The sequence below is a fragment of the Actinomadura madurae genome (assembly GCF_047130825.1).
Lineage (GTDB): Bacteria > Actinomycetota > Actinomycetes > Streptosporangiales > Streptosporangiaceae > Spirillospora > Spirillospora madurae.
Genome location: NZ_CP083237.1, coordinates 8,588,957 through 8,609,737 on the forward strand (window position 1 = coordinate 8,588,957; position 20,781 = coordinate 8,609,737).

At 72.7% G+C, this 20,781-nt stretch carries 23 protein-coding genes; 11 read left to right on the plus strand and 12 right to left on the minus strand.

Annotated features, from left to right (window positions below; genetic code table 11):
- Positions 1-6 precede the first annotated feature (6 nt).
- Entirely contained in the window at positions 7-360 is a 354-nt protein-coding gene (locus K8Z49_RS40110; RefSeq protein ID WP_021594540.1) for a sec-independent translocase, read from the plus strand.
- A gap of 60 nt (positions 361-420) precedes the next feature.
- Here the strand turns inward: K8Z49_RS40110 and K8Z49_RS40115 are convergent, their stop codons facing one another.
- On the minus strand, positions 421-1,560 hold the full coding sequence (locus K8Z49_RS40115; protein WP_075022244.1) for an Mrp/NBP35 family ATP-binding protein: 1,140 nt from the start codon (positions 1,558-1,560) through the stop codon (positions 421-423).
- 96 nt (positions 1,561-1,656) lie between these two features.
- On the opposite strand from K8Z49_RS40115, the gene K8Z49_RS40120 reads away from it, so the two are divergent.
- Complete coding sequence (locus tag K8Z49_RS40120) at positions 1,657-2,112, plus strand: MarR family winged helix-turn-helix transcriptional regulator (protein ID WP_024936184.1); 456 nt, start codon at positions 1,657-1,659, stop codon at positions 2,110-2,112.
- Here K8Z49_RS40120 and K8Z49_RS40125 read toward each other — a convergent pair.
- Together K8Z49_RS40125 and K8Z49_RS40130 are read right to left on the minus strand one after the other, a co-directional pair.
- Positions 2,109-2,588, minus strand: a complete 480-nt coding sequence (locus tag K8Z49_RS40125) for a DUF1003 domain-containing protein (protein WP_033333379.1) — start codon at positions 2,586-2,588, stop codon at positions 2,109-2,111. The genes K8Z49_RS40120 and K8Z49_RS40125 overlap by 4 nt on opposite strands.
- A gap of 14 nt (positions 2,589-2,602) precedes the next feature.
- Positions 2,603-3,901, minus strand: coding sequence for a magnesium transporter MgtE N-terminal domain-containing protein (locus K8Z49_RS40130; protein ID WP_024936183.1), 1,299 nt, complete (start codon positions 3,899-3,901; stop codon positions 2,603-2,605).
- 97 nt (positions 3,902-3,998) lie between these two features.
- Here K8Z49_RS40130 and K8Z49_RS40135 point away from each other — a divergent pair, with 97 nt between their 5' ends.
- Positions 3,999-4,904 carry an RNA polymerase sigma-70 factor gene (locus K8Z49_RS40135; RefSeq protein WP_021594535.1) on the plus strand — a complete coding sequence of 302 codons (906 nt, stop codon included), beginning with the start codon at positions 3,999-4,001 and terminating at the stop codon, positions 4,902-4,904.
- Positions 4,905-4,932: 28 nt separating this feature from the next.
- Here the strand turns inward: K8Z49_RS40135 and K8Z49_RS40140 are convergent, their stop codons facing one another.
- Entirely contained in the window at positions 4,933-5,436 is a 504-nt protein-coding gene (locus K8Z49_RS40140) for a hypothetical protein (RefSeq protein WP_412516657.1), read from the minus strand.
- Positions 5,437-5,476: 40 nt separating this feature from the next.
- On the opposite strand from K8Z49_RS40140, the gene K8Z49_RS40145 reads away from it, so the two are divergent.
- Together K8Z49_RS40145 and K8Z49_RS40150 are read left to right on the plus strand one after the other, a co-directional pair.
- The gene (locus tag K8Z49_RS40145; protein ID WP_021594533.1) at positions 5,477-6,415 is read left to right on the plus strand and encodes an HpcH/HpaI aldolase/citrate lyase family protein; all 939 of its coding nucleotides are present in this window, start codon (positions 5,477-5,479) and stop codon (positions 6,413-6,415) included.
- 53 nt (positions 6,416-6,468) lie between these two features.
- Positions 6,469-7,992, plus strand: a complete 1,524-nt coding sequence (locus K8Z49_RS40150; RefSeq protein ID WP_412516658.1) for a type II CAAX prenyl endopeptidase Rce1 family protein — start codon at positions 6,469-6,471, stop codon at positions 7,990-7,992.
- Here K8Z49_RS40150 and K8Z49_RS40155 read toward each other — a convergent pair.
- The gene (locus K8Z49_RS40155) at positions 7,987-8,376 is read right to left on the minus strand and encodes an NUDIX hydrolase (RefSeq protein ID WP_024936179.1); all 390 of its coding nucleotides are present in this window, start codon (positions 8,374-8,376) and stop codon (positions 7,987-7,989) included. The genes K8Z49_RS40150 and K8Z49_RS40155 overlap by 6 nt on opposite strands.
- An 83-nt stretch (positions 8,377-8,459) precedes the next feature.
- Here K8Z49_RS40155 and K8Z49_RS40160 point away from each other — a divergent pair, with 83 nt between their 5' ends.
- The 4 genes from K8Z49_RS40160 to K8Z49_RS40175 are packed head-to-tail and all read left to right on the plus strand — an operon-like array spanning position 8,460 to position 11,633.
- A complete protein-coding gene (locus K8Z49_RS40160; RefSeq protein ID WP_024936178.1) occupies positions 8,460-9,107 on the plus strand; it encodes a DUF6758 family protein in 648 nt (215 codons plus the stop codon).
- A gap of 23 nt (positions 9,108-9,130) precedes the next feature.
- Positions 9,131-9,994, plus strand: a complete 864-nt coding sequence (locus K8Z49_RS40165) for a PHP domain-containing protein (protein ID WP_412516659.1) — start codon at positions 9,131-9,133, stop codon at positions 9,992-9,994.
- Between the two features lie 10 nt (positions 9,995-10,004).
- The gene (locus K8Z49_RS40170) at positions 10,005-10,706 is read left to right on the plus strand and encodes an MBL fold metallo-hydrolase (protein WP_021594528.1); all 702 of its coding nucleotides are present in this window, start codon (positions 10,005-10,007) and stop codon (positions 10,704-10,706) included.
- A gap of 3 nt (positions 10,707-10,709) precedes the next feature.
- Positions 10,710-11,633 (plus strand): RecB family exonuclease, encoded by a 924-nt coding sequence (locus tag K8Z49_RS40175; RefSeq protein ID WP_075022240.1) that lies wholly within the window; start codon positions 10,710-10,712, stop codon positions 11,631-11,633.
- On the opposite strand, the gene K8Z49_RS40180 is transcribed toward K8Z49_RS40175, so the two are convergent.
- Positions 11,630-12,538 carry an oxygenase MpaB family protein gene (locus K8Z49_RS40180; RefSeq protein WP_021594526.1) on the minus strand — a complete coding sequence of 303 codons (909 nt, stop codon included), beginning with the start codon at positions 12,536-12,538 and terminating at the stop codon, positions 11,630-11,632. The genes K8Z49_RS40175 and K8Z49_RS40180 overlap by 4 nt on opposite strands.
- 125 nt (positions 12,539-12,663) lie before the next feature.
- Between K8Z49_RS40180 and K8Z49_RS40185 the strand changes: the two genes are divergently transcribed.
- A complete protein-coding gene (locus K8Z49_RS40185) occupies positions 12,664-13,122 on the plus strand; it encodes a MarR family winged helix-turn-helix transcriptional regulator (protein ID WP_235206529.1) in 459 nt (152 codons plus the stop codon).
- A 26-nt stretch (positions 13,123-13,148) separates the two neighbouring features.
- Positions 13,149-14,555 carry an MFS transporter gene (locus K8Z49_RS40190; RefSeq protein ID WP_412516660.1) on the plus strand — a complete coding sequence of 469 codons (1,407 nt, stop codon included), beginning with the start codon at positions 13,149-13,151 and terminating at the stop codon, positions 14,553-14,555.
- 214 nt (positions 14,556-14,769) lie between these two features.
- Here the strand turns inward: K8Z49_RS40190 and K8Z49_RS40195 are convergent, their stop codons facing one another.
- From K8Z49_RS40195 to K8Z49_RS40220, 6 genes are all read right to left on the minus strand, one after another.
- Entirely contained in the window at positions 14,770-15,603 is an 834-nt protein-coding gene (locus K8Z49_RS40195) for an alpha/beta fold hydrolase (protein ID WP_412516661.1), read from the minus strand.
- A 159-nt stretch (positions 15,604-15,762) separates the two neighbouring features.
- Entirely contained in the window at positions 15,763-16,059 is a 297-nt protein-coding gene (locus tag K8Z49_RS40200; protein WP_021594522.1) for a hypothetical protein, read from the minus strand.
- 5 nt (positions 16,060-16,064) lie between these two features.
- Positions 16,065-16,340, minus strand: coding sequence for a DUF1059 domain-containing protein (locus K8Z49_RS40205; RefSeq protein ID WP_235206528.1), 276 nt, complete (start codon positions 16,338-16,340; stop codon positions 16,065-16,067).
- A gap of 72 nt (positions 16,341-16,412) precedes the next feature.
- Positions 16,413-17,102, minus strand: coding sequence for a response regulator transcription factor (locus K8Z49_RS40210; RefSeq protein ID WP_021594520.1), 690 nt, complete (start codon positions 17,100-17,102; stop codon positions 16,413-16,415).
- Positions 17,099-18,364 carry a sensor histidine kinase gene (locus K8Z49_RS40215; protein WP_024936174.1) on the minus strand — a complete coding sequence of 422 codons (1,266 nt, stop codon included), beginning with the start codon at positions 18,362-18,364 and terminating at the stop codon, positions 17,099-17,101. Before K8Z49_RS40215 ends, K8Z49_RS40210 begins: the two co-directional genes overlap by 4 nt.
- Positions 18,365-18,371: 7 nt before the next feature.
- A complete protein-coding gene (locus K8Z49_RS40220) occupies positions 18,372-20,582 on the minus strand; it encodes an MMPL family transporter (protein WP_412516662.1) in 2,211 nt (736 codons plus the stop codon).
- Between the last annotated feature and the right edge of the window lie 199 nt (positions 20,583-20,781).

Below are 20,781 nucleotides of genomic sequence, written 5' to 3' on the forward strand. Positions count from 1 at the left end.
GACGGGTTGTTCGACGTCGGACTCGGTGAGATGGCGGTGCTCGTCGTCCTCGCCCTGGTCATCTTCGGGGACAAGCTGCCCCAGGTCGCCGGGCAGGCGGGCCGGATGCTGCGGCAGTTCCGCGAGATGGCCAACAGCGCCAAGGCCGACCTGCAGGAAGGGCTCGGGCCGGAGTTCAAGGACTTCGACATCAACGACCTCAACCCGAAGACGTTCGTCCGCAAGCACCTCCTGGAGGACGACGACACCTACCTGACCAAGGGCGACTCCGGCCTCTTCGACGACGAGCCCACCTACGCCACCACCGCCGGCGACCTCCCCCACGGCGAGAAGCCCCCCTTCGACAACGAGGCGACCTGACCGACGCCATGCGAAAGCCCCCCGCCGGAACGTCCGGCCGGGGGGCTTTTCGATGGGTTGCTAGCGGCGCTTGGGGCTGATGCCGAGGGACATGCCGGCGAGGCCGCGGGTGCGGCCGCCCAGGGTGTCGGCGATGGTGCGGAGCTCCTTCGCGGCGCCGGCGTCGGGGTCGGCGAGGACCAGGGGCGTGCCGCTGTCGCCGCCCTCGCGCAGGCGCGGGTCGATCTCCACCTGGCCGAGCAGCGGGACGCGGGTCCCGAGGCTCTTGGTCAGCGCGTCCGCGACCGTCTGGCCGCCGCCCTCGCCGAAGATGTGCTGCCGCTCCCCGCAGTGCGGGCACGTCAGGTACGACATGTTCTCGATCACGCCGACGACCTGCTGGTGGGTCTGCGCGGCGATCGCGCCCGCCCGCTCGGCCACCTCGGCGGCGGCCTGCTGCGGCGTGGTGACGACGAGGATCTCCGCGGACGGCAGCAGCTGCGCGACGGAGATCGCGATGTCGCCGGTGCCGGGCGGCAGGTCCATCAGCAGGATGTCGAGGTCGCCCCAGTAGACGTCCGAGAGGAACTGCTGCAGCGCGCGGTGCAGCATCGGCCCGCGCCACACGACCGGCTGGTTCCCGGCGGTGAACATGCCGACCGAGATCACCTTCACGTCGTGCGCGGACGGCGGCATGATCATGTCTTCGACCTTGGTGGGCGGGTTCCGCACGCCCAGCATCCGCGGCACCGAGTGGCCGTAGATGTCGGCGTCCACCACCCCGACCTTGCGGCCCTGCGCGGCGAGCGCGGCGGCGATGTTCACCGTCACCGACGACTTGCCGACGCCGCCCTTGCCGCTCGCCACCGCGTACACCTTGGTCAGCGAGTTCGGCCTGGCGAAGGGGATCTCCTTGGCGGGCTCCCCGCCGCGCAGCTTGGTCTGCAGGTCCTTGCGCTGCTCCTCGCTCATCACGTCCAGCTCGACGCGCACCGAGGACACACCGTCGAGCTTGGAGACGGCCTCGGTGACGTTCTTGGTGATGGTGTCCTTCATCGGACATCCGGCCACGGTCAGGTAGACGCCGACGCGGACGGTGCCGTCCGCGTCGATGTCGACGCTCTTGACCATGTCGAGCTCGGTGATCGGCTTGCGGATCTCAGGATCGTTCACCGTGGCGAGGGCCGCGGTCACCCGCTCGGTCGTCAACAGGGAGGCCATACGCCCATGGTATGGACCCGACGGCGATACCTGCCAATCAGGGTGCGGCTCGTCACACCTATCGCGCGGCGGGGCCGCCGGCCGTACGATCGGTCCGTGACACGCGGTACCCTCACCGCCGCCGAACTGGTCGTCTGGCGGACCCTGCTGCGAGCCGAGGCGCAGATCTCCCGCCGGCTCCAGGCCGACCTGCTGGCCCGGCACGACCTGCCGCTCGGCTCCTACGAGGTGCTCATGCACCTCGGCGAGGCGCCCGGAGGGCGGCTGCGGATGAACGACCTCGCCGACCGCGTCCTGCTGTCGCGCAGCGGGCTGACCAGGCTCGTCGACCGGATGCAGCGGGACGGCCTGGTGAACAGGCGCCCCTGCCCGTACGACGCCCGCGGCATGTACGCCGCCCTCACCTCCGCCGGCCGGGACCGGCTCGCCGAGGCCACCCCCACCTACCGGCAGGGGGTCCGCGACCACGTGCTGAGCCGGCTGGACGAGCCCGACCTGCGCGCCCTCGGCGCCATCCTGGACAAGCTCGCCGACGAGGAGATCCCCGCCTAGCGGACGTGCTCCTTGGCGTCCAGGTCCTTGAGGACCTGCTGGAGCTCCGAGCGCAGGAAGTCGCGGGTGACGACCTCGCTCAGCGCGACCCGCAGCCCGGCGATCTCCCGCGTCAGGTACTCGGTGTCGGCGATGGTGCGCTCGTTGCGGGCCCGGTCCTGCTCGTACTGGACGCGGTCCCGGTCGTCCTGCCGGTTCTGGGCCAGCAGGATCAGCGGGGCCGCGTAGGACGCCTGGAGCGACAGCATCAGCGTCAAGAAGATGAACGGGTACGGGTCGAACTTCAGCGCGGACGGCGCGAGCAGGTTCCACACGATCCACACGGAGACGAACACGGTCATGTAGACGAGGAACCTGGCCGTTCCCAGGAACCGCGCGATCCGCTCCGAGAGCCGGCCGAACGACTCGGGATCGTAGTGCGGGCGCGGCAGCAGCGTCCGGCGGAGCTCCCTCGGCTGGTCCAGGCGTGCGGTCATCTGGCGTGTGGTCATCATGTCGTCCCCCGGAGAGCCTCTTCCTCGGGATCCGCGGACCCCTCGGCGCTCGCGTCCATCGCGGACTCCCGCCAGTCCTCGGGCAGCAGGTGGTCCAGCACGTCGTCGATCGTCACCGAGCCGAGCAGGTGCCCGTTCTCGTCCACGACGGCGCCCGCGACCAGGTTGTAAGTGGCCAGGAACATCGCGACGGACTCCAGCGACATGGTCGGCCGCAGCGGGTCGAGCTCGGCGTCCACGATGCCGCTGACCAGCGTCGGCGGCGGCTCCCGCAGCAGCTTCTGGAAGTGCACGGTGCCGAGGTAGCGGCCGGTCGGCGTCGCGGTCGGCGGCCGGCACACGTACACCTGCGCCGCCAGCGCCGGGTTCAGGTCGGGGTTGCGGATCAGCGCGAGCGCCTCGGCGACCGTCGCGTCCGGCGGGACGATCACCGGGTCGGTGGTCATCAGCCCGCCCGCCGAGTGGTCGGCGTAGGTGAGCAGCCGCCGCACCGGCGCCGCTTCCTGCGGCTCCATCAGCGTCAGCAGCCGTTCGCGCTGCTCGGTCGGCAGCTCCCCGAGCAGGTCGGCGGCGTCGTCGGGGCCCATCGCCTCCAGGACGTCGGCGGCCCGGTCGACCTCCAGCTTGCCGAGGATCTCGATCTGGTCGTCCTCGGGCAGCTCCTCCAGGACGTCGGCGAGCCGCTCGTCGTCCAGCGCCACGGCGACCTCGGCGCGGCGCTTCTCCGGCAGCTCGTGCACGATGTTGGCGAGGTCGGCGGGCTTCATCCGCTCGAACGCGGCGATCAGCCCGGCCGCCCCCTGGCCGTGCTCGACGGCGGAGAAGCCCTCCGCGGCGTCCCAGTCCACCACCATGCTCTCGCCGCGCTTGCGCAGGCCGCGGCCGGTGCGGCGGCGGACGGCGACCTTGGTGACGTGCCAGTCGCGGGTCCGGGTCGGTTCCATCGCCACGTCCACCACCGACACCGGCTCGCCGCCGTCGCGGAGCCGGACGGTCCGGTCCAGCATCTCCGCGATGACCAGCGTCTCGGACTCGCGCTTCTGGAACCGGCGCACGTTCAGCCGCCCGTCGAAGATGACCGCGTCCGCCTCGATCACCGTCACCCGGGTGATCGGCAGGAACACCGCGCGGCGGGAGGCGACCTCCACCACCAGCCCGAGCACCCGCGGGGGCCGCGGCGCCAGGCGCAGCGCGACCACGACATCGCGGACCCGGCCGACCTGGTCGCCGGCCGGGTCGAACACCGCGATGCCCGCGAGCCGGGCGATGAACACCCGTGTCGGAGCTCCGCTCATGGCCTGGACACTACCCATGATCTCCCGGCTGATCCGGACGGGTATGTCACATCCCGCGCCCCCGTCCCGTCCTGGTCGGCGAGGGATGAAAGGGTTGATGACCGTGAGCGACGCCTTGGAGGAGCCCTTCGAGCGGCACCGGAACCTGCTGTTCGCGGTGGCCTACCGGATGCTGGGCACGGCGGCCGACGCCGAGGACGCCGTGCAGGACGCGTGGTTGCGCTGGTCGGCCGCCGACCGGTCCGGGGTCGCCGACCCGAAGGCCTACCTCGTCCGGATCACCACCAACGTGGCGCTGGACCGGCTCCGCTCGGCGCAGGTGCGCCGCGAGACCTACGTGGGGCCGTGGCTGCCCGAGCCGATGCTGACCTCCCCGGACGTCGCCGAGGACGCCGAGCTGTCGGAGTCGGTGTCGATGGCGATGCTGGTCGTGCTGGAGACGCTGAGCCCGCTCGAACGGGCGGTGTTCGTCCTCAAGGAGGTGTTCGGGTACCCGTACGCCGAGATCGCGACGGCGCTGGACCGGTCGGAGCAGTCCGTGCGGCAGCTCGGCACCCGCGCCCGCAAGCACGTGGAGGCGCGCCGGCCCCGCTTCGAGGCGGGCGGCGCCGAGAGGCGCGAGGCCACCGAGCGGTTCCTGGACGCGGTCCTCGGCGGCGACATCAACCGGCTGATGGAGGTCCTCGCCCCCGACGTCGCGCTGTGGACGGACGGCGGCGGCAAGGTCCGCGCGGCACTGCGCTCGATCAACGGCGCCGCCAAGGTCGGCCGCTGGCTCACCGCGATCACGGGCCAGCGCTACGCGGGCGTGGAACCCGAGGACATGCGGATCCGGCGCGTCGACATCAACGGCGAGCCGGCCCTGGTGGTGGACGGTCCCGACGGCCCGATCAGCACGGTCACCGTGGACCTCGACGGCACCGGCCGCATCGCCGCCATCCACATGGTGGCCAACCCCGACAAGCTCGCGTCCGTCGCCGCCGGACGCGAACTCCCGATGTGAGACGGACCCCCGATGTGAGGCCGGGCGGCTACCGGTCGACCCGGCGGCGCTTGCCGCCGTACATGCGCGGCGGCGGCCCGGCCGTGGTCGCCGGGGACGGCGCCGGGCGGACGGCGGCGTAGTCGTCCGACGCCTCCACGGTCTCGCCGGACGGGGTGAGCCGGACGATCCACGACCCGGTGGCCCAGGCCTCGGCCTGGCCCCCGTGGTCGGCGGCGTTCAGGCGCGCCTTCGCCAGGATCGGCGCCACCTCGTCCCACAGCTCGGATCCGGGCTCGACCTGCTCGGCGTCGGCGACGAAGGACACCAGCCGCCCGCCCTTGTCCTTGCTGCGCAGGATCACCGTCACCTGCGCGGACTCCGGCAGCCCCGGGAGCGGCTGCTCGCCCTCCCCGCCGGTCAGGACGTAGGCCGAGCCGTCGTGCCACACGTGCCAGGCGGCGCGCGGCTGCGGCAGGCCGGGCAGTTCCAGCCACAGCAGCCCCGACTTCTTGGCCGCCTCCTCCACCAGCGCCCTGTTCAGCTGACCCATGCTCAGAAGCGTCTCACATCCGTCGATAGCATCCGGGGCCATGCGCTCTCGACGTACCACCCTCGCGGTTCCGGGCAGCAACCCCCGCTTCATCGAGAAGGCCCAGGGGCTCCCCGCCGACGAGGTCTTCCTCGACCTGGAGGACGCCGTGGCGCCGTCGGCGAAGGAGGACGCCCGCGGGACCGTCGTCGCCGCCCTGAACGAGGGGGACTGGGCGGGCCGGACCCGGGTGGTGCGCGTCAACGACCTCGACACCCCCTGGGCGTACCGGGACGTGATCGAGGTCGTGGAGGGCGCCGGCGCGAACCTGGACGCGATCATGCTGCCGAAGGTGCCGGACGCCGCCCACGTCCAGTGGCTCGACCGGCTCCTCACCCAGATCGAGCGGGCGACGGGCCTGCCCGCCGGCCGGATCGGCATCGAGGCGCAGATCGAGGACGCCCGCGGCATGGTCAACGTCGACGCGATCGCGGCGTCCTCGCCCCGGCTGGAGGCCCTCGTCCTCGGTCCCGGCGACCTGATGGCCTCGATCAACATGCGGACGCTCGTCGTCGGCGAGCAGCCGCCCGGCTACACCGAGGGCGACGCCTACCACTACATCCTCATGCGCATCCTGATGGCCGCCCGCGCCCACGGCCTCCAGGCCGTCGACGGGCCCTACTTCAACGTCCGGGACGTGGACGCGTTCACGCGGGCCGCGCGGCGCTCCGCCGCCCTCGGCTACGACGGCAAGTGGGTGCTGCACCCGTCCCAGATCGAGGCGGGCAACGCCGTCTTCTCGCCGTCGCAGGACGACTACGACCGCGCCGAGCTGATCCTGGACGCCTACGAACACTCGCTCGGCGAGGGGCGCGGCGCCGCCCGGCTCGGCGACGAGATGATCGACGAGGCGTCCCGCAAGATGGCCCTCGTCGTCGCGGTGAAGGGCCGCGCGGCCGGGATGGCGCGCACGAAGCGCTTCGAGCCGCCCGGGAACTGAACGCCCCGTACGATTCGTCCCACGTACGCGACGGTCTTCAGAAGGGGTCTCACGTGTCACGACCAGGGGACGCCGACGGCTGGGCCCCGCTGGACCCCGAACTCGACCGCGAGACGCAGGGGAATCCGCAGCCGGCAGGTCCCGAGCCCGCCTCCCAGCCGCCCCAGCAGTCCCACTCGGCATGGCCCCAGGCCGCACCGCAGCCGTACGGGCAGCCGTACGGGCAGCCGTACGGGCAGCCGTACGGGCCAGAGCAGGACCAGGGGCATCCGGCCGGGTCGCCGTACTGGCAGGGCGCCCCCGCCCAGCCGCCGGGCGCCTACGGCACGGGCGAGTACCGCCCGGCACCGTACGCGCAGGGCCAGTACGCGACAGGTGAGTACGCGACAGGCCAATACGCCCAAGGCCAATACGCCCAAGGCCAATACGCCCAAGGCCAATACGCCCAAGGCCAGTACACGGAGGGCCAGTACACGCAGGGCCAGTACGGGCCGGGGCAGTACGGGCCGGGGCAGTACGGGCCGGGGCCGTACGGCGGCGGGTACGGGATGCCGCCGGTCAAGCGGCCCTGGACGGTCGAGACGCCGGAGGGCGTTCCCTTCCACCGGATGGCGCGCACCGAGGTACACCGGTGGTGGCGCCCCCTGGTCGGCACCGTGGGCATCGCCGCGGTCGGGATGGCCCTGGCGCTCGGGCTGATGATCATCGGGATCATCGTCACCGTGGCGGTCACCGGCGACGCGCCGGAACCGTCCGGAAACGAGTCGGTCTTCGAGAACGACACCGCCGACCTGGCGTTCAACCTGGGCGCGCTGGCCATGTTCCTGCCGGTGGCGCTGGCCGCGGCCTGGGTCGTCCAGCGGCGGCGGCCCGGCACGCTGTCGTCGGTCGCGGGGCGGCTGCGGTGGCGCTGGCTGCTGGCCTGCTGCGGCCTCGCGATCCTGTTCTGCGCCGTGTCCTACGGGACGTCGATCATCGCCGCGACCGGCCTCGACGACCAGTCGGGCGGCGACGAGCACTGGGTCGGGTGGGGCCGCTTCCTCGGGCCGGCGATCGTCATCGTCCTGCTGGTGCCGTTCCAGGCGGCGGCGGAAGAGTACGCGTTCCGCGGCTGGATGCTCCAGGCCGTCGGCGCCTGCACCCTGGAGACCGCCCGCGGACGAGCCGGACGCGCCTTCAGCACCGTGTTCCGCACGCCGTGGCCGGGGATCGTCGTCGGCTCGGCGCTGTTCACGGCCGGGCACGGCTACACCGGCTGGGGCATCCTCGACATCTTCGCCTTCGGCGCGATCGCGGCATGGCTCGTGGTGCGGACGGGCGGCCTGGAGGCGGGCATCGCCCTGCACGTGTTCAACAACCTGATGGCGTTCCTCTTCCCGGCGGCGGTCGGCGAGCTGGACATCGAGCAGGGAAGCGTCCCCTGGCAGGTCGTCGTCGCGGACATCGTGCCGATGGTCCTGTTCGCGGCGGCCGTCGTGTGGCTGGCTCGGCGGATGAAGGTGCGGACCGTCACGGGCGGCCCGGACGCGGACGACCCTCCGGTGACGGCGGCCACGGAACCGGCGCACGCGTCATAGGACGCCCCAGAGCGCGAGCGCGTCGAGCAGCCCCGGGGTGATCGGAAGGTCGCGCAGGTCGTCCGCGGACGTCCAGCGCACGTCGGACGCGTCGTCTCCGGCCCGGAGCGTCCCGCCGACGACGGTCGCCATGTAGTCGTGGATGTCATAGGTGACGCCGCCCGGCCCTGGGCGCTGCACCGAGCCGGCCAGGGCGCCGACGGCGACGTCCAGGCCCGTCTCCTCCCGCAACTCGCGGACGACCGCCGCATGATCGTCCTCGCCCGGCTCGACCCGTCCGCCGGGGATGGTCCACTGGCCCACGCCCGGCGGGCGGCCACGCTGGACCAGGAGCAGCCGCCCGTCGCCGTCCCGCACGATCCCGCCCACGCAACGCACCCGCATGGCCCTATTTTCCCGCCCCTTTTCCAGCCGGGGACCGGCCCGCGCTTGACGGGCCGTGATGTCGCCGCGCAGGGTGGTTAATCATGAGGGCCGAGCCCACCTGCCCGCGCTGCGCGGGCCCTCTCAGCGCGCCGAGTCTCTGGTCCAGCGACTGGACCTGCGGCGTGCACGGCGCCGTACTGCCGAGGCAGCCGTCGCGACGTCCCGGCCCCGAGGGGCTGGCGGCCGTGCTGCGCGACGCGAAGGTCCCCGTCTGGACGCCCTGGCCCCTTCCGCCGGCCTGGCTCGTCACGGGGTTCACCACGGTCGGGGACGACCGGTCGGGAGCGCGGGCGACGGCGGTCGCCGTGTCCGGGCCGGGGCTGCTGCGCGGCCCCGCCGACATGGTGCTGATCGCCGAGGAGCCCGGGATCGGGCTCGGCGCCCACTACGCGGGGCTGGAGGGCGGCGACCCGGGCGAGGCCTTCAACGGCGGGCCGCCGCACGTGAAGCTCGACGTCAGCGGGCCCGCGGCGACCTGCGGCCACTCGGTGCCGATGTGGGCGGTCGGCGACCGGCCCGACCGCGCCGTCTTCGTCGGCGAGGCGATGGGCCACTGGCTGTGGGCGGTGCTGTGGCCCGCCGACGCCGGGGTCCTCATGCTGGAGCACCAGACGCTCCTCGACCTGCGCGAGCCGGGGATGGAGCTCGACCTCCCCTACGGCGCCCACAGCCCCCGCGTCGACGAGTGACCGGGCCTGGTGGGATGGGTCCCATGCGGATCGATCTGCACAGCCACAGCGACGCCTCCGACGGCACGCGCCCGCCCGCCGAGGTCGTCCGGCGGGCGCGGGAGAAGGGCCTGGACGTTCTCGCGCTCACCGACCACGACACCGTCTCCGGCTGGGACGAGGCGACGCGCGCCCTGCCCGGCGGCCTGACGCTCGTCCCGGGCATCGAGCTGTCCTGCAACCAGGACGGCCGCAGCCTGCACCTTCTCGGCTACCTGTTCGACCCGGACGAGCCGGAGCTGGCCGCCGAGCTGACGCGGATCCGCGACGACCGGGTGATCAGGGCGCGGGGCATGGTGGACCGCCTCCGCGGCCTGGGCGTGGACGTCACCTGGGCCATGGTCCGCGCGCTCGCCAAGGGCGAGGCGGTCGGGCGCCCGCACATCGCCCGGGCCATGGTCGAGGCGGGGGCGATCGAGACCGAGGAGCGGGCGTTCACGTCCCGGTGGATCGCGCAGGACGGCCGCGCCTACGTCGAGCGGTACGCGCTCGACCCGGAACGGGCCGTCGGGCTCGTCCGGGCCGCCGGGGGCGTGTGCGTCCTCGCGCATCCGCGGGCGCGGCGCGGCCACGTCGTCCCGGACGAGGTGATCGGGAAACTGGCCGCCGCGGGGCTCGCGGGCGTCGAGGCCGACCACCCCGAGCACGCCCCCGGGGACCGCGCCCGGCTGCGCGACCTGGCCGCCGGCCTGGGCCTCGCCGTGACCGGGTCCAGCGACGACCACGGCGCCCCGACCGGCGACCGGCTCGGCGCCGAGACCACCGCGCCGGACGCCTTCGAGGCGCTGCTCGCCGCCGCCACCGGCGGTGATCTCCGAGTGCCCGATGGGGGCGCCGAATCGCGGTAGGGTGCCAAGCGTGGACGCGCGCATCGAACAGGTGGTGACGTCGGGGACGCTGACCCTCGACGACACCGAGTACGACGTCGAGAACAACACCTACATCGTCGGCGACGACGACGAGGTCATCGTGATCGACCCGGCGTACGACGCCGAGGCCATCCTCAAGGAGGTCGGCGACCGCGAGGTCATGGCCGTGCTCCTGACCGACGGCAACGAGCACCGTCTCAACGTCGTCCTGGAGGTCGCCGCCGCCGGCGAGGAGGACGAGGAGAACTGGGCGCCGATCGCGCTGCACCGCGCCGACCGGCTGCTGTGGCGCGACTACTTCGGCCGCCTCGCCAAAGAGGAGGAGGACGAGGACGACGCCAAGGCGCTGCGCTCCCTCGAACCCGACATCTGGCTGGAGGACGGCGGCGTCTTCGAGATCGCCGACGCCCAGCTGGAGATCGTGCACACCCCGGGCCACACCCCCGGCAGCGTGTGCGTGATCAGCGAGCAGCTCGGCCTGCTGTTCTCCGGCGACACCCTCCACCGCGGCCGGCCCGGCTCGATCGGCCAGGTCTACGAGGACCTGCGCAAGCAGCTCAACTCGATCGGCGCTCTGCTGACCCCGCTGCCCAAGGACCTGCGGATCCTGCCCGCCCAGGGCGAGGAGACCACGGTCGGCGACGAGGACGCCCGCTGGGAGACCTGGGGCAGCCTCGCTCAGGACGACTAACAGGTGGAGCAGCTGGGGTTCGAGGGGATGCCCCGGCGGCTGTACACGTGCACGCCGTCGCGGTTGAACACGTGGCTCGACTGCCCGCGCCGGTACCGGATGACCTATCTGGACCGTCCGATGCCGCCGAAGGGACCGCCGTGGGCGCACAACAGCGTCGGCGCCAGCGTGCACAACGCGCTGGCCGGCTGGTGGCGGTTGCCCGTCCATGAACGGACGCCCGAGGCCGCCGGGTCGCTGCTGGTCCGGGGCTGGCTGACGGACGGTTTCCGGGACGAGGCGCAGTCCGCCGAGTGGCGCGAGCGCGCCCGCGAGATGACCGAGCGGTACGCGGCCGGCCTCGACCCCCACGACGAGCCGCTCGGCGTCGAACGCACCGTCGCGACCCGCACCGACCGGATCGCGGTGTCCGGGCGCATCGACCGGCTGGACGCGCGCGGCTCCGAACTCGTCGTCGTCGACTACAAGACGGGACGGCACATCCTCACCAGCGACGACGCCCGCGGTTCGCTGGCGCTGGCGATCTACGCGGTGGCGGCGTCCCGCGTCCTGCGCCGCCCGTGCCACCGCGTCGAGCTGCACCATCTGCCGTCCGGCGAGGTGGCGGTGTGGGAGCACACCGACGAGTCGCTGGCCCGGCACATGCGCCGCGCGGAGCAGATCGCCGAGGAGGCCGCCACGGCGGACGAGGCGTACAAGGCTCTTCCGGGGGGTGTGGGGGGTCGTCCCCCCGCAGGGGACGCGGGGAATGCCCGGGTGCCGAGGCCGCGCGAGGGGGAGGTCGAGCACGGCCCGTACGACGAGCTGTTCCCGCCCCGTCCGGGCAACCTGTGCTCGTGGTGCGACTTCGCCCGCCACTGCCCGGAGGGCCGGGAGGCCGCCCCGCGCAAGGACCCGTGGGCGGCGCTTCCCGTGGACGTCTCCTAGGCCGGTTCGAGGGCGCGCCCCCCGGGCCAGCGGCGCGGGTCGCGCAGCCCGTACAGCCCCTTGCCGAGGTCGTAGCCTTCGGCCGCGAGCCGGCGCCGGGTCCGTTCGAGCATGTCGCGGGTGTTCTTGGCGAAGGCGTAGTCGTGCAGACGTTCCGGCACCGAGTTCATCGCGAGGCGGAACGACTTCAGCGCCGCGGTCACGGCGGGCCGCGGGATCTCGGGCAGCGCCCCGTACATCTCGCGCGCCCAGTCGGGCAGCGTGTAGTAGCAGAGCGCCCCGAACGGGAAGTAGCCCGGCTTGCCCGGCGCGAGGAACTTGAGGTTCTCCGGGATGGCGGGCCACATCAGGAACCGGACGGTCTCCGCCGCCTCCTCGGTGACCCTCAGCCGCGGGCGCATCTCGGCGAAGAACGCCTCCATCTCGGCGACGCTGCCGGGGACGTCCTCGGCGTGCAGCCCGACGAGCGTCGCCGACGCGCGCTGCTCGTCCAGATACCGGTCGGCCATGGCGTCGGTCAGCGGGAGCCCGGCGCGGCGCGCCACCTCCAGGTAGGAGTACACCTCGGCGCAGTGCACCCACAGGAGCAGCTCGGGCTGGTCGAGCCTCTCCCGCTTGCCGGTGTCGTGGTTGAGGATCCGCAGGCTTCGGTGGATCTCCCGGACCCGGAAGGCGGCCTTCTCGACCTCCTCGGGGCTGCCGAACGTGCCGAGGCCGACGAAGTCGGAGGTGCGCTGGAGGCGGCCGAACGGGTCCTCGCGGAAGTTGGAGTTCTGCCAGACCCCCCACATCGCCATGGGGTGCAGTGCCTGCAGCATGAGGCTGCGCACCCCGCCGACCCACATGGACCGGTCGAGGTGCACGCGCCACGTGACGCTCTCGGGTGGCTGGACGGTCGCGGGCATGCACACACCTCCGTGAGACAAACTGAGGTAAGTGTGTCATTACCCCGCGCCGTCCGCGACACCGCCCCCTCTCTGTGTCGCGGTAGATGCATAAAGGATTCATATAAAACTGCTATGCTTCAGACATGAGTCGCCGAGACGCCGCGCACGGCGCTTCCGATGCCATCGGGGCAGCCCTCTATGGTCTGGCCACCAGGGCGGTGAGACGGCTTCCCCGCGACATGAGCCTGACGTCCGCCGCCACCTTGGCCACCCTGGACAAGACCGGCCCGCGGCGGATCACCGACCTGGCGGTGGCCGAGGGCGTCACGCAGCCCGCGATGACCGTCCTGGTCCGGGTGATGGAGGAATCCGGGCTGGTCGAGCGGAAGGGCGATCCGTCCGACAAGCGGGTCACGCTGGTGTGCCTGACCGAGGCCGGCGCGTCGTACGTCCGGACGCGACGCCAGGCGGGCGTCGACGCGTACGCGCGGTTGATCGACGAACTCACCGATGACGAGGTCGAGGCCTTGGCAGCAGCCCTTCCGGCGCTGCTGCATCTGGCGGAGCTCGAAAGCCACGCCCGAGAGGAGCCGGACCGGTGACCGCGGCCCAGGGGCATGACCAGCCCATGAGCAGTTCCGAGGCACGTCTGCTGGTCCCCGCCCTGATGTTCATCGCCCTGGTCGTGGCGGCGGTCGCCAGCCTCGGGACGCCGCTCATCACCAGCGTGGCGACCACGTTCCACGTCTCCCTCGACAGCGCGCAGTGGACGCTGACCATCGCCCTGCTCAGCGGTGCCGTCGCCACACCCGTCCTCGGCCGGCTCGGAGCCGGTCCGCACCGGCGGGCCACGATTCTCGCCACGCTGGCGATCGCCGTCGTCGGCAGCGCGCTCACCGTGCTGCCGCTGCCGTTCGCCTGGCTGCTCGCGGGCAGAGCGGCCCAAGGCGTCGGACTCGGTCTCACGGCACTGATGATGGGCGTGGCCCGCGACCATCTTCCCGAGGAGCGCGGCGCGGCCGCGATCGCCCTGATCTCGGTGGTCTCCATCATCGGAGCCGGCGTCGGCTACCCGCTGGCCGCGCTGCTCGCCGAGTTCGGCGGGCTGCGGGCCGCCTACGGCCTCGGCCTGCTCGTCACCGCCCTCGCCTTCGTGACCGCGTGGCGCTCCATGCCCGCAGCTCCCGAGGGCCGCTCCGCTCACGTGAACGTGGCCGGTGCGCTCGTCCTGGCGGGTGGACTGCTCCTCGTCCTGTTCCTGGCCGGCGAGACGAGCCTGTGGAGCCGACACCTCGCCGTGGCGGTGACCCTTGCCGTCGCCGCCGTGCTTCTGCTGTGCGTCTGGACCGCCTCCGAGCTGCGCAGCACGACGCCTCTGGTCGGCGTCCGGGCGGTACGGCACCCGGCGGTCGCCGGGGCGAACATCGCCATGTTCGTCGGCGGGAGCGGCATGTACCTCCTGCTCACGCTCATCACCCGCTACGCGCAGACGCCGCACAGCGCCGGCTACGGCTTCGGGCTGACCACCTTCGTGGCGGGGCTGGTCCTCATCCCGTTCTCCGTGCTGGGGTTCGTCGCCGGCAAGCTCACGCCCCGGGTCCGTGAACGGATCGACGCCCCCCTGCTCCTGGCCGGCAGCGCCGCCATCGTCGGCGGCGGGTTCGTCCTGTTCGCGGCGGCCCGGTCCAACCTGGCCGAACTGCTCGTGGCCATGGGCGTGCTGGGCTTCGGCGTCGGCGGCTTCTCGGCCGCCATGCCCGGCGTCATCCTGGCCGTCACGCCCAAGAGCGAGACGTCGAGCGCCATGAGCTTCAACTACGTCGTCCGCAGCGTCGGGTACTCCCTGGGCAGCGCCATCGGTGGTCTGGCCCTGGCCGCCGGCACCGACACCGGCCGCCTCTTCCCGGACGACGGCGCCTACACCACCGCCGCGCTGATCGGCGTCGCCGCGATGGCGATCACGACGATGACCAGCCTCGTCCTCGCCCGCCGACGCTCACCCGAGACCGATCCGATGGCAGCCCCAGCCGGTTGATCGAAGCCGTCCGGCTTCGACGCCGTCTCCGATCGCAGACCCTGAGAGGCTTGCCGCCTACAACAAGCTGGCCGGCCGGGCCGTCAGGGCCGCGGGCGGCCGGCCCGTCGTGACGGTGTCCTGACGGGCCGTGGGGAGCGTGACGAGATCCGTCCCGTGGAACCTGACGCACGCCGGTTCACCTGCGTCAGGTTCCGCGGGACGCGACACCCTGTCAGTGCATTCCGGCCATGACCGTGCGGAGGTGGGCGGCGAACGTGTCCGGGTCGTCGGCGAAGCCGACGTGACCGCCGGGGAAGAGGACCGGCTCCAGGTCGAGGGCGTCGGCGAGGACCCGGGAGGCGCGGTCGCAGAGCTGCCCGGCGGAGTCCCGGCCGATGCCGACCACGATCCTGTCCCCGGCCGCGCGGAGCGCCGCGAGGTCGGGCTCCCAGCGGGACGTCTTCCGCAGCTCGTGGGTGAACCAGCGGCGCTCGTCGGCGACCACCCGCGGATCGCGGTCGCCGCCGAACATCTCCTCGAGGGCGCACTGCGGCATCACGATGCCGGCCGCGGCCATGAACTTGCCCCAGGCGCCGATGACGTCGCCGGCGAGGTAGGTGTCGATCATGTCCTCGGTCGCGGCGTGGAGCTCGTCCCGGTCGTCCAGCAGCCGCTGCAGCGGGGGCTCATGGGCGATGGCGGCGCGGATCTGCCCGGGGTGGGCCTGCGCGAGCGCGAGCACGGTGCACGCGCCGCCGCTCGACCCGAGGACGATGGCCGGACCGGCGTCCAGCTCGTCGATCAGCCGGGACAGGTCGCCGGCGCGCAGTTCCGGCGTCGACTCCCGCCCCGGGTCGTCGAGCGGGCTGCGGTTGATGCCGCGCGGGTCGGTGGTGAGGACGGTGTGGCCGGCCGCGAGCAGGTCGGCGAGCGGTGCGAACGCGGCGGCGTCCATGGGGGCGCCGACGAGCGCCACGAGCGGCCCGTGCCCGCGGACCTCGTAGTGCAGGCGCCCGTCGGGCACCCGGAGGCTTCGGACGATGGGCTGGGACGAAACAGACGTCATGGGACCTCCCGGTCTGGTCGGGTGCTGCTGACTACGACCTCCGGGACGCCCGGAACTCATCGCCGCGGGCCTCCTGTTCCGCCTCGCCGAACAGGAGGCCCGGACGCTTCGGGGAGCCGGGCGCCGTACCCGGCGCCCGGCTCCCGACGGATTACCTGGTCACAGCGGTTCGTCCCGCACGACCTCCAGGTTCATGAAGCGCGGCCCGCCGGTGCACAGCGCCTGCATCTCCCCGGAGAGCCGCTGCGTCTCGGGCAGGTCGCTGTTGCGCATCGCCTCCTCGTAGGAGGGGAACTCGACGATGTCCACGAAGTGGGCCGGGTTGTCGCGATCCCGGGTGTGCATCTCGTGCGTCGCCGTGCGCTTGCCCTCGGTCGCGGCGGCCCACTGGTCGAACAGCGGGTCCATCTCGTCCTGGCGGTCGGTCTCGTACTCGATGATCTGAACGAAGGTCATGTGTCTCACCCCTGGGCCATCGCCTGCTCGTCCTTGAGGTGGGCGCGGATCTCGTCCCGCAGCTCCGGCGTGTCCGCGTGCCCGTGCACCGAGACCGCGTGCTCGGCGGCGGCGCGGACGACCTCGTCCTCCTCGCCGCTGATCGTGAGCGTGCAGCCCGACTCGCTCGGCATGTCCCTGCAGTCGGCCGTCTTGCGCATGGTTCCCCCCTCGCCGGCCCGGACCCGGCCCCGCGAGAGGTGCACGGCGGCGCCGGACGTCCAGCCCTGTTCCCGTCGCACCGCCACACCGATGGCAACTCCGCTATCAATCGTGACATATGCCCACGTCAGAGTGAAGGTGCCGGACGTCCGCTAGGGGAGGCGGCCGGTGCCGCCGTCGGGGGCGGCGTGGACGAGGCCCGTCCGGTAGGCGATGACGACGAGCTGCGCCCGGTCGCGGGCCTCCAGCTTCGTCATGGCGCGCTGGACGTGGGCGCGGACGGTGAACGGGCTGAGGAACATCCGCTCGGCGATCTCCTGGTTGGACAGGCCGGTCGCGACGAGGGCCACCATCTCGCGTTCGCGCGGGGTGAGCACGGCGAGCCGTTCGGGGTCGTGCGGGACGCCGTCCGGCGTGGCCAGGAAACGGGCGACGAGGGAGCGGGTCGCGGCGGGGGACAGGAGGGTGTCGCCGTCGGCGATCGTGCGCACGGCGTCCGCCAGGTCCTCGGCCCCGATGCCCTTGCCGATGAACCCGCCGGCGCCCGCGCGCAGCGCCTGGGCGACGTACTCGTCGGTCTCGTACGTGGTGAGGATCAGGACGCGGCTGTCCCGCAGCTCCGGGTCCGCGCAGATCCGTGCCGTCGCGGTGATGCCGTCCATCTCCGGCATGCGGATGTCCATGACCACCACGTCCGGGCGCAGCTCCCGGGTGAGCCGCACCGCCTCCCGGCCGTCGGCGGCCTCGCCGACCACGATGATGTCGTCGGCACTGTCGAGCAGCAACCGGAAGGCGCCGCGCAGCAGGGCCTGATCGTCGGCGAGCAGGACCCGGCGCGTCACGGCGCCTCCCCGGCCTCTCCGCCGTCCGTTCGTCCGTCGGTCCTTCGCGCCGTGTTCTTGGCGGGCGGGAGGGGCAGCTGTGCGGAGACGAGGAAGCCGCCCTCCGGGCGCCTGCCCGCGGACAGCTGCCCACCGACCGCCGTGGCACGTTCACGCATCCCGATCAGACCGTAACCGGGCGAACGGTCCGACACCGCGGTCACCGCCGGCGCCGCATGGGCGCCGCCTCCGTCGTCGGCGACGGTGATGGTCACGCGATCGCGGTTCCAGGCGAGGTGCACCTGGGCGCTGCCGGTACCGGCGTGTTTGGTCACGTTGGTCAGGGCCTCCTGGACGATGCGGTAGGCGGTGAGGTCCACCCCCGGAGGCAGCGGCCTCGCCGTGCCCTCATGGTGCACCGACACCTCCAGACCCGCGCGGCGGAAGGATTCGAGGAGCGTGGGAAGCCGGGACAGTCCGGGCGCCGGTTCGTCGGGCCCGGCCGCGTCCCCGGACTGGCGCAGCAGCCCGACCGTGGCGCGCAGTTCGTCGAGCGCGTGGCCGGTCGTCTCGACGAGCTCGTCCAGGCTCTCGCGGGTCTGCTCCGGGCGGACGTCGAAGAAGTGCGCGGCGACCGTGGCCTGCGCGTTGGCCAGGGTGATCTGATGGGCGACGAGGTCGTGCAGTTCCCGGGCGATGCGCACCCGTTCCTCGGCCACCCTCCGGCGCGCCTCGCTGTCCCGGCTCTGCTCGGCTCGCAGCGCCCGCTCCTCCACGGCCGCCAGGTAGGCCCGCCGGTTCTGCGTCGAGTGGCCGAGGATTCCGGCCACCAGCGGGAACGCCGCCACCAGCGCCGCCCTGCTCACGTCCTGCCACGAGAGGTTCCCGAACGCGGACACGAGGTTGGCGGCGAACAGCAGCGCCGCGGAGGAGAGCAGCACCGCGCTCGCCGGGCGCCGTTCGGTGCGCACGGCGAGCGTGTAAGCGGTGATCACGGCGGGGGCCACGATGAGCGGGCTCAGCAGGAGGCCCAGGGACGGCACCAGCATGCCGATCGCGGTCGTGGCCGCCATGACGGCCAGCGGCGCCCTGTGCCGCGCCGGCAGCACGGCACAGGACAGCACGGCGACGAGGTAGGCGGCGGCGGGTGGCGGCGACACCGACTCGTCGTCGACCTGCAGGATGCCGCCGAGCAGGCAGAGCGCGAACGCCGTCGCCGTGATCGCTCCCTCCCGCACCCACGTGACGCGTGGTCGCGGGTCACCGCCACCCGTGTTCGTCATGGCCGGCTCAGCGCCTGCCGACGGGGGACGGCGGCCCCACCACGTCCGGCCGGGTCGCGGAGGCCGGGGCATGCCGGCTCAGCGCCTCACCTTCGATGTCCACATTCGGCAGCACACGGTTCAGGGTACGGGGCAGCCACCAGGCCCGGCGGCCGAGCAGGGCCAGGACCGCGGGCGCGATCGCCATCCGGACCACGAAGGCGTCGAAGGCGACGGCGGAGGCCAGGCCGACGCCCATCGTCTGGATGGTCGGGTTGTTCATCCCGATGAACCCGGCGAACACGCTGGTCATGATGATCGCCGCCGCGGCCACCACGCGTCCGCTGTGCCGGAAACCGCTGACGATCGCCTCCCCGGGGGACGCGCCGTGGACGTGGGCCTCCCGCATCCGGCTGACGAGGAAGACCTCGTAGTCCATGGCGAGGCCGAAGACGATCCCGATGATCAGGATCGGCATCAGCGACATGACCGGCCCGGTCTGCTCGATGCCGATCAGCTCCGCCGCCCAGCCCCACTGGAAGACGGCGACGACGACGCCGAAGGCGGCCCCGACCGACAGCAGGAAGCCGAGCGCGGCCTTCACCGGCACCAGGATCGAGCGGAAGACCACCGTCAGCAGCAGCACCGCCAGGCCGATGACCACGATCAGATAGGGGATCAGGGCATCGGACATCGCCTCGGAGATGTCGATGTTCAACGCCGTAGTACCGGTCACCAGGACCACGGCGCCCGTGTCGGCCTCCACGTCGGAGGCCGCACCGCGGATCGCCTGAACCAGGTCCTTGGTCTCGGCGCTGTTCGGCGCCGTCTGCGGAACCGCGGTGAGGATGGCCGTGTCCTTCTTCTCGCTCAGGACTGGATCACCGACCGACTCGACCCCGTCCACGTCCCGCAGGGTCTGGGCGACCAGGTCGGTGGCGGCGCGCGGGTTCGCGGCGTCCGCCATGTCGACGACCACGGTGAGCGGGCCGTTGAATCCGGGACCGAAGCCTTCCGACAGCAGGTCGTAGGCACGGCGCTGGGTGGTCTCCACCGACTTGGACTCGTCCCCGGGCAGGCCGAGTTCGAGGCTCAGCGCGGGCACGGCGACGGCGCCGAGACCGAGCCCGGCGGCCAGCAGCACGGTCAGCGGCCGGCGCAGCACGAACCGCGCCCACCGGGTGCCGAGCCCGGCCCGGACCGGCCGCGGGGCGGACGTGCGGGCGGCCCGGGGCAGGATCCGCCGGCGGAAGAAGCCGAACAGCGCGGGGACCAGGGTCAGCGCGACGAGGACGGCGAGAGCCACGGCCCCCGCACCGCCCACGCCCATCTTGGTGAGTTCGGGGATCCCGACGACCCCCAGCCCGACCAGGGCGATGAAGACGGTCGCGCCGGCGAACACCACGGCGGACCCGGCCGTGCCCACCGCCCGGCCGGCGGCCTCCTCCGCCTCCGTGCCCTGCGCGAGCTCGTCGCGGAACCGGGAGGTGATGAAGAGCGCGTAGTCGATGCCGACCGCCAGCCCCAGCATCAGCACCAGGATCGCGACGGTGGACGTCAGTCCCAGCGGAGCGGCCAGCGCGGACACCACGCCGAACGCGATGGCCACGCCCCAGAAGGCGGTCAGCAGCGACAGCCCGGCCGCGACCAGCGACCCGAGGGCGAGGATCAGCACCACCGCCGCGACCACCACGCCGATGATCTCCGTCGTCCCGCCCGGCGCCTCCTCCGAGTCCAGGGCCGAACCGCCGATCTCCACGGTCAGCCCCGCGTCCCGGGCCTTCTCGGCGGCGTCCTCCAATGCGCTCTTCGTCGACTCCGCCAGGTCGACGCCGTCCACGGTGTAGGTGATCGTGGAGTAGGCGATGGTGCCGTCCTCGCTGACCGCACCGGTCTTGTAGGGGTCGGTGGTCGACGCGACCTGATCGCCCCCGTCCAGCGCGCCGAGCGTGCTCCCGACGATCGCCTTGTTCTCCCCGGCCGTCACCCGCTGCCCGTCCGGGGCCTGGAACACGAGCCGGGCCTCGGCACCCTGGGCGTTGTTCTGCGGGAACCGCTCGTCCAGCAGGTCGAACGCCTGCTGCGATTCGGTGCCGGGCATGGAGAGGTCCTCTTCCTCCGCGGCCGGCGCCGTGGCGGCGGCGACCACCGCCAGCAGCAGGGCGCCCAGCCACAGAGCCCCCACGAGCCTGCGCCGCCGGAACGCCCACCGCCCGACCCGGTAAAGATATTTCGCCACCTGTCGATCACTCCAGACACCACGAGGGAAAAGCGCGGATCTCGCGCGCCACCAACACTCCCTCCCGCCCCCGCACCGCGGCATCGTCCCCAGCCCCCGTCTTCCCCTGGTGCACCCGAACCAGAGAAACCCGCCCCCTAGTCCCCACGCACCAGCCCACCCTCCACGACCTGCGGCTCAGCCGTGCGCAAACCCAGCC

Bases quoted from the DNA above. Each gene is read 5' to 3' on its own strand.
- K8Z49_RS40115 (WP_075022244.1), bottom strand. From the start codon at position 1,560: ATGGCCTCCCTGTTGACGACCGAGCGGGTGACCGCGGCCCTCGCCACG.
- K8Z49_RS40125 (WP_033333379.1), bottom strand. From the start codon at position 2,588: ATGACCGCACGCCTGGACCAGCCGAGGGAGCTCCGCCGGACGCTGCTG.
- K8Z49_RS40130 (WP_024936183.1), bottom strand. From the start codon at position 3,901: ATGAGCGGAGCTCCGACACGGGTGTTCATCGCCCGGCTCGCGGGCATC.
- K8Z49_RS40135 (WP_021594535.1), top strand. From the start codon at position 3,999: ATGACCGTGAGCGACGCCTTGGAGGAGCCCTTCGAGCGGCACCGGAAC.
- K8Z49_RS40140 (WP_412516657.1), bottom strand. From the start codon at position 5,436: ATGGGTCAGCTGAACAGGGCGCTGGTGGAGGAGGCGGCCAAGAAGTCG.
- K8Z49_RS40145 (WP_021594533.1), top strand. From the start codon at position 5,477: ATGCGCTCTCGACGTACCACCCTCGCGGTTCCGGGCAGCAACCCCCGC.
- K8Z49_RS40155 (WP_024936179.1), bottom strand. From the start codon at position 8,376: ATGCGGGTGCGTTGCGTGGGCGGGATCGTGCGGGACGGCGACGGGCGG.
- K8Z49_RS40160 (WP_024936178.1), top strand. From the start codon at position 8,460: ATGAGGGCCGAGCCCACCTGCCCGCGCTGCGCGGGCCCTCTCAGCGCG.
- K8Z49_RS40165 (WP_412516659.1), top strand. From the start codon at position 9,131: ATGCGGATCGATCTGCACAGCCACAGCGACGCCTCCGACGGCACGCGC.
- K8Z49_RS40180 (WP_021594526.1), bottom strand. From the start codon at position 12,538: ATGCCCGCGACCGTCCAGCCACCCGAGAGCGTCACGTGGCGCGTGCAC.
- K8Z49_RS40185 (WP_235206529.1), top strand. From the start codon at position 12,664: ATGAGTCGCCGAGACGCCGCGCACGGCGCTTCCGATGCCATCGGGGCA.
- K8Z49_RS40190 (WP_412516660.1), top strand. From the start codon at position 13,149: ATGAGCAGTTCCGAGGCACGTCTGCTGGTCCCCGCCCTGATGTTCATC.
- K8Z49_RS40195 (WP_412516661.1), bottom strand. From the start codon at position 15,603: ATGACGTCTGTTTCGTCCCAGCCCATCGTCCGAAGCCTCCGGGTGCCC.
- K8Z49_RS40200 (WP_021594522.1), bottom strand. From the start codon at position 16,059: ATGACCTTCGTTCAGATCATCGAGTACGAGACCGACCGCCAGGACGAG.
- K8Z49_RS40215 (WP_024936174.1), bottom strand. From the start codon at position 18,364: ATGACGAACACGGGTGGCGGTGACCCGCGACCACGCGTCACGTGGGTG.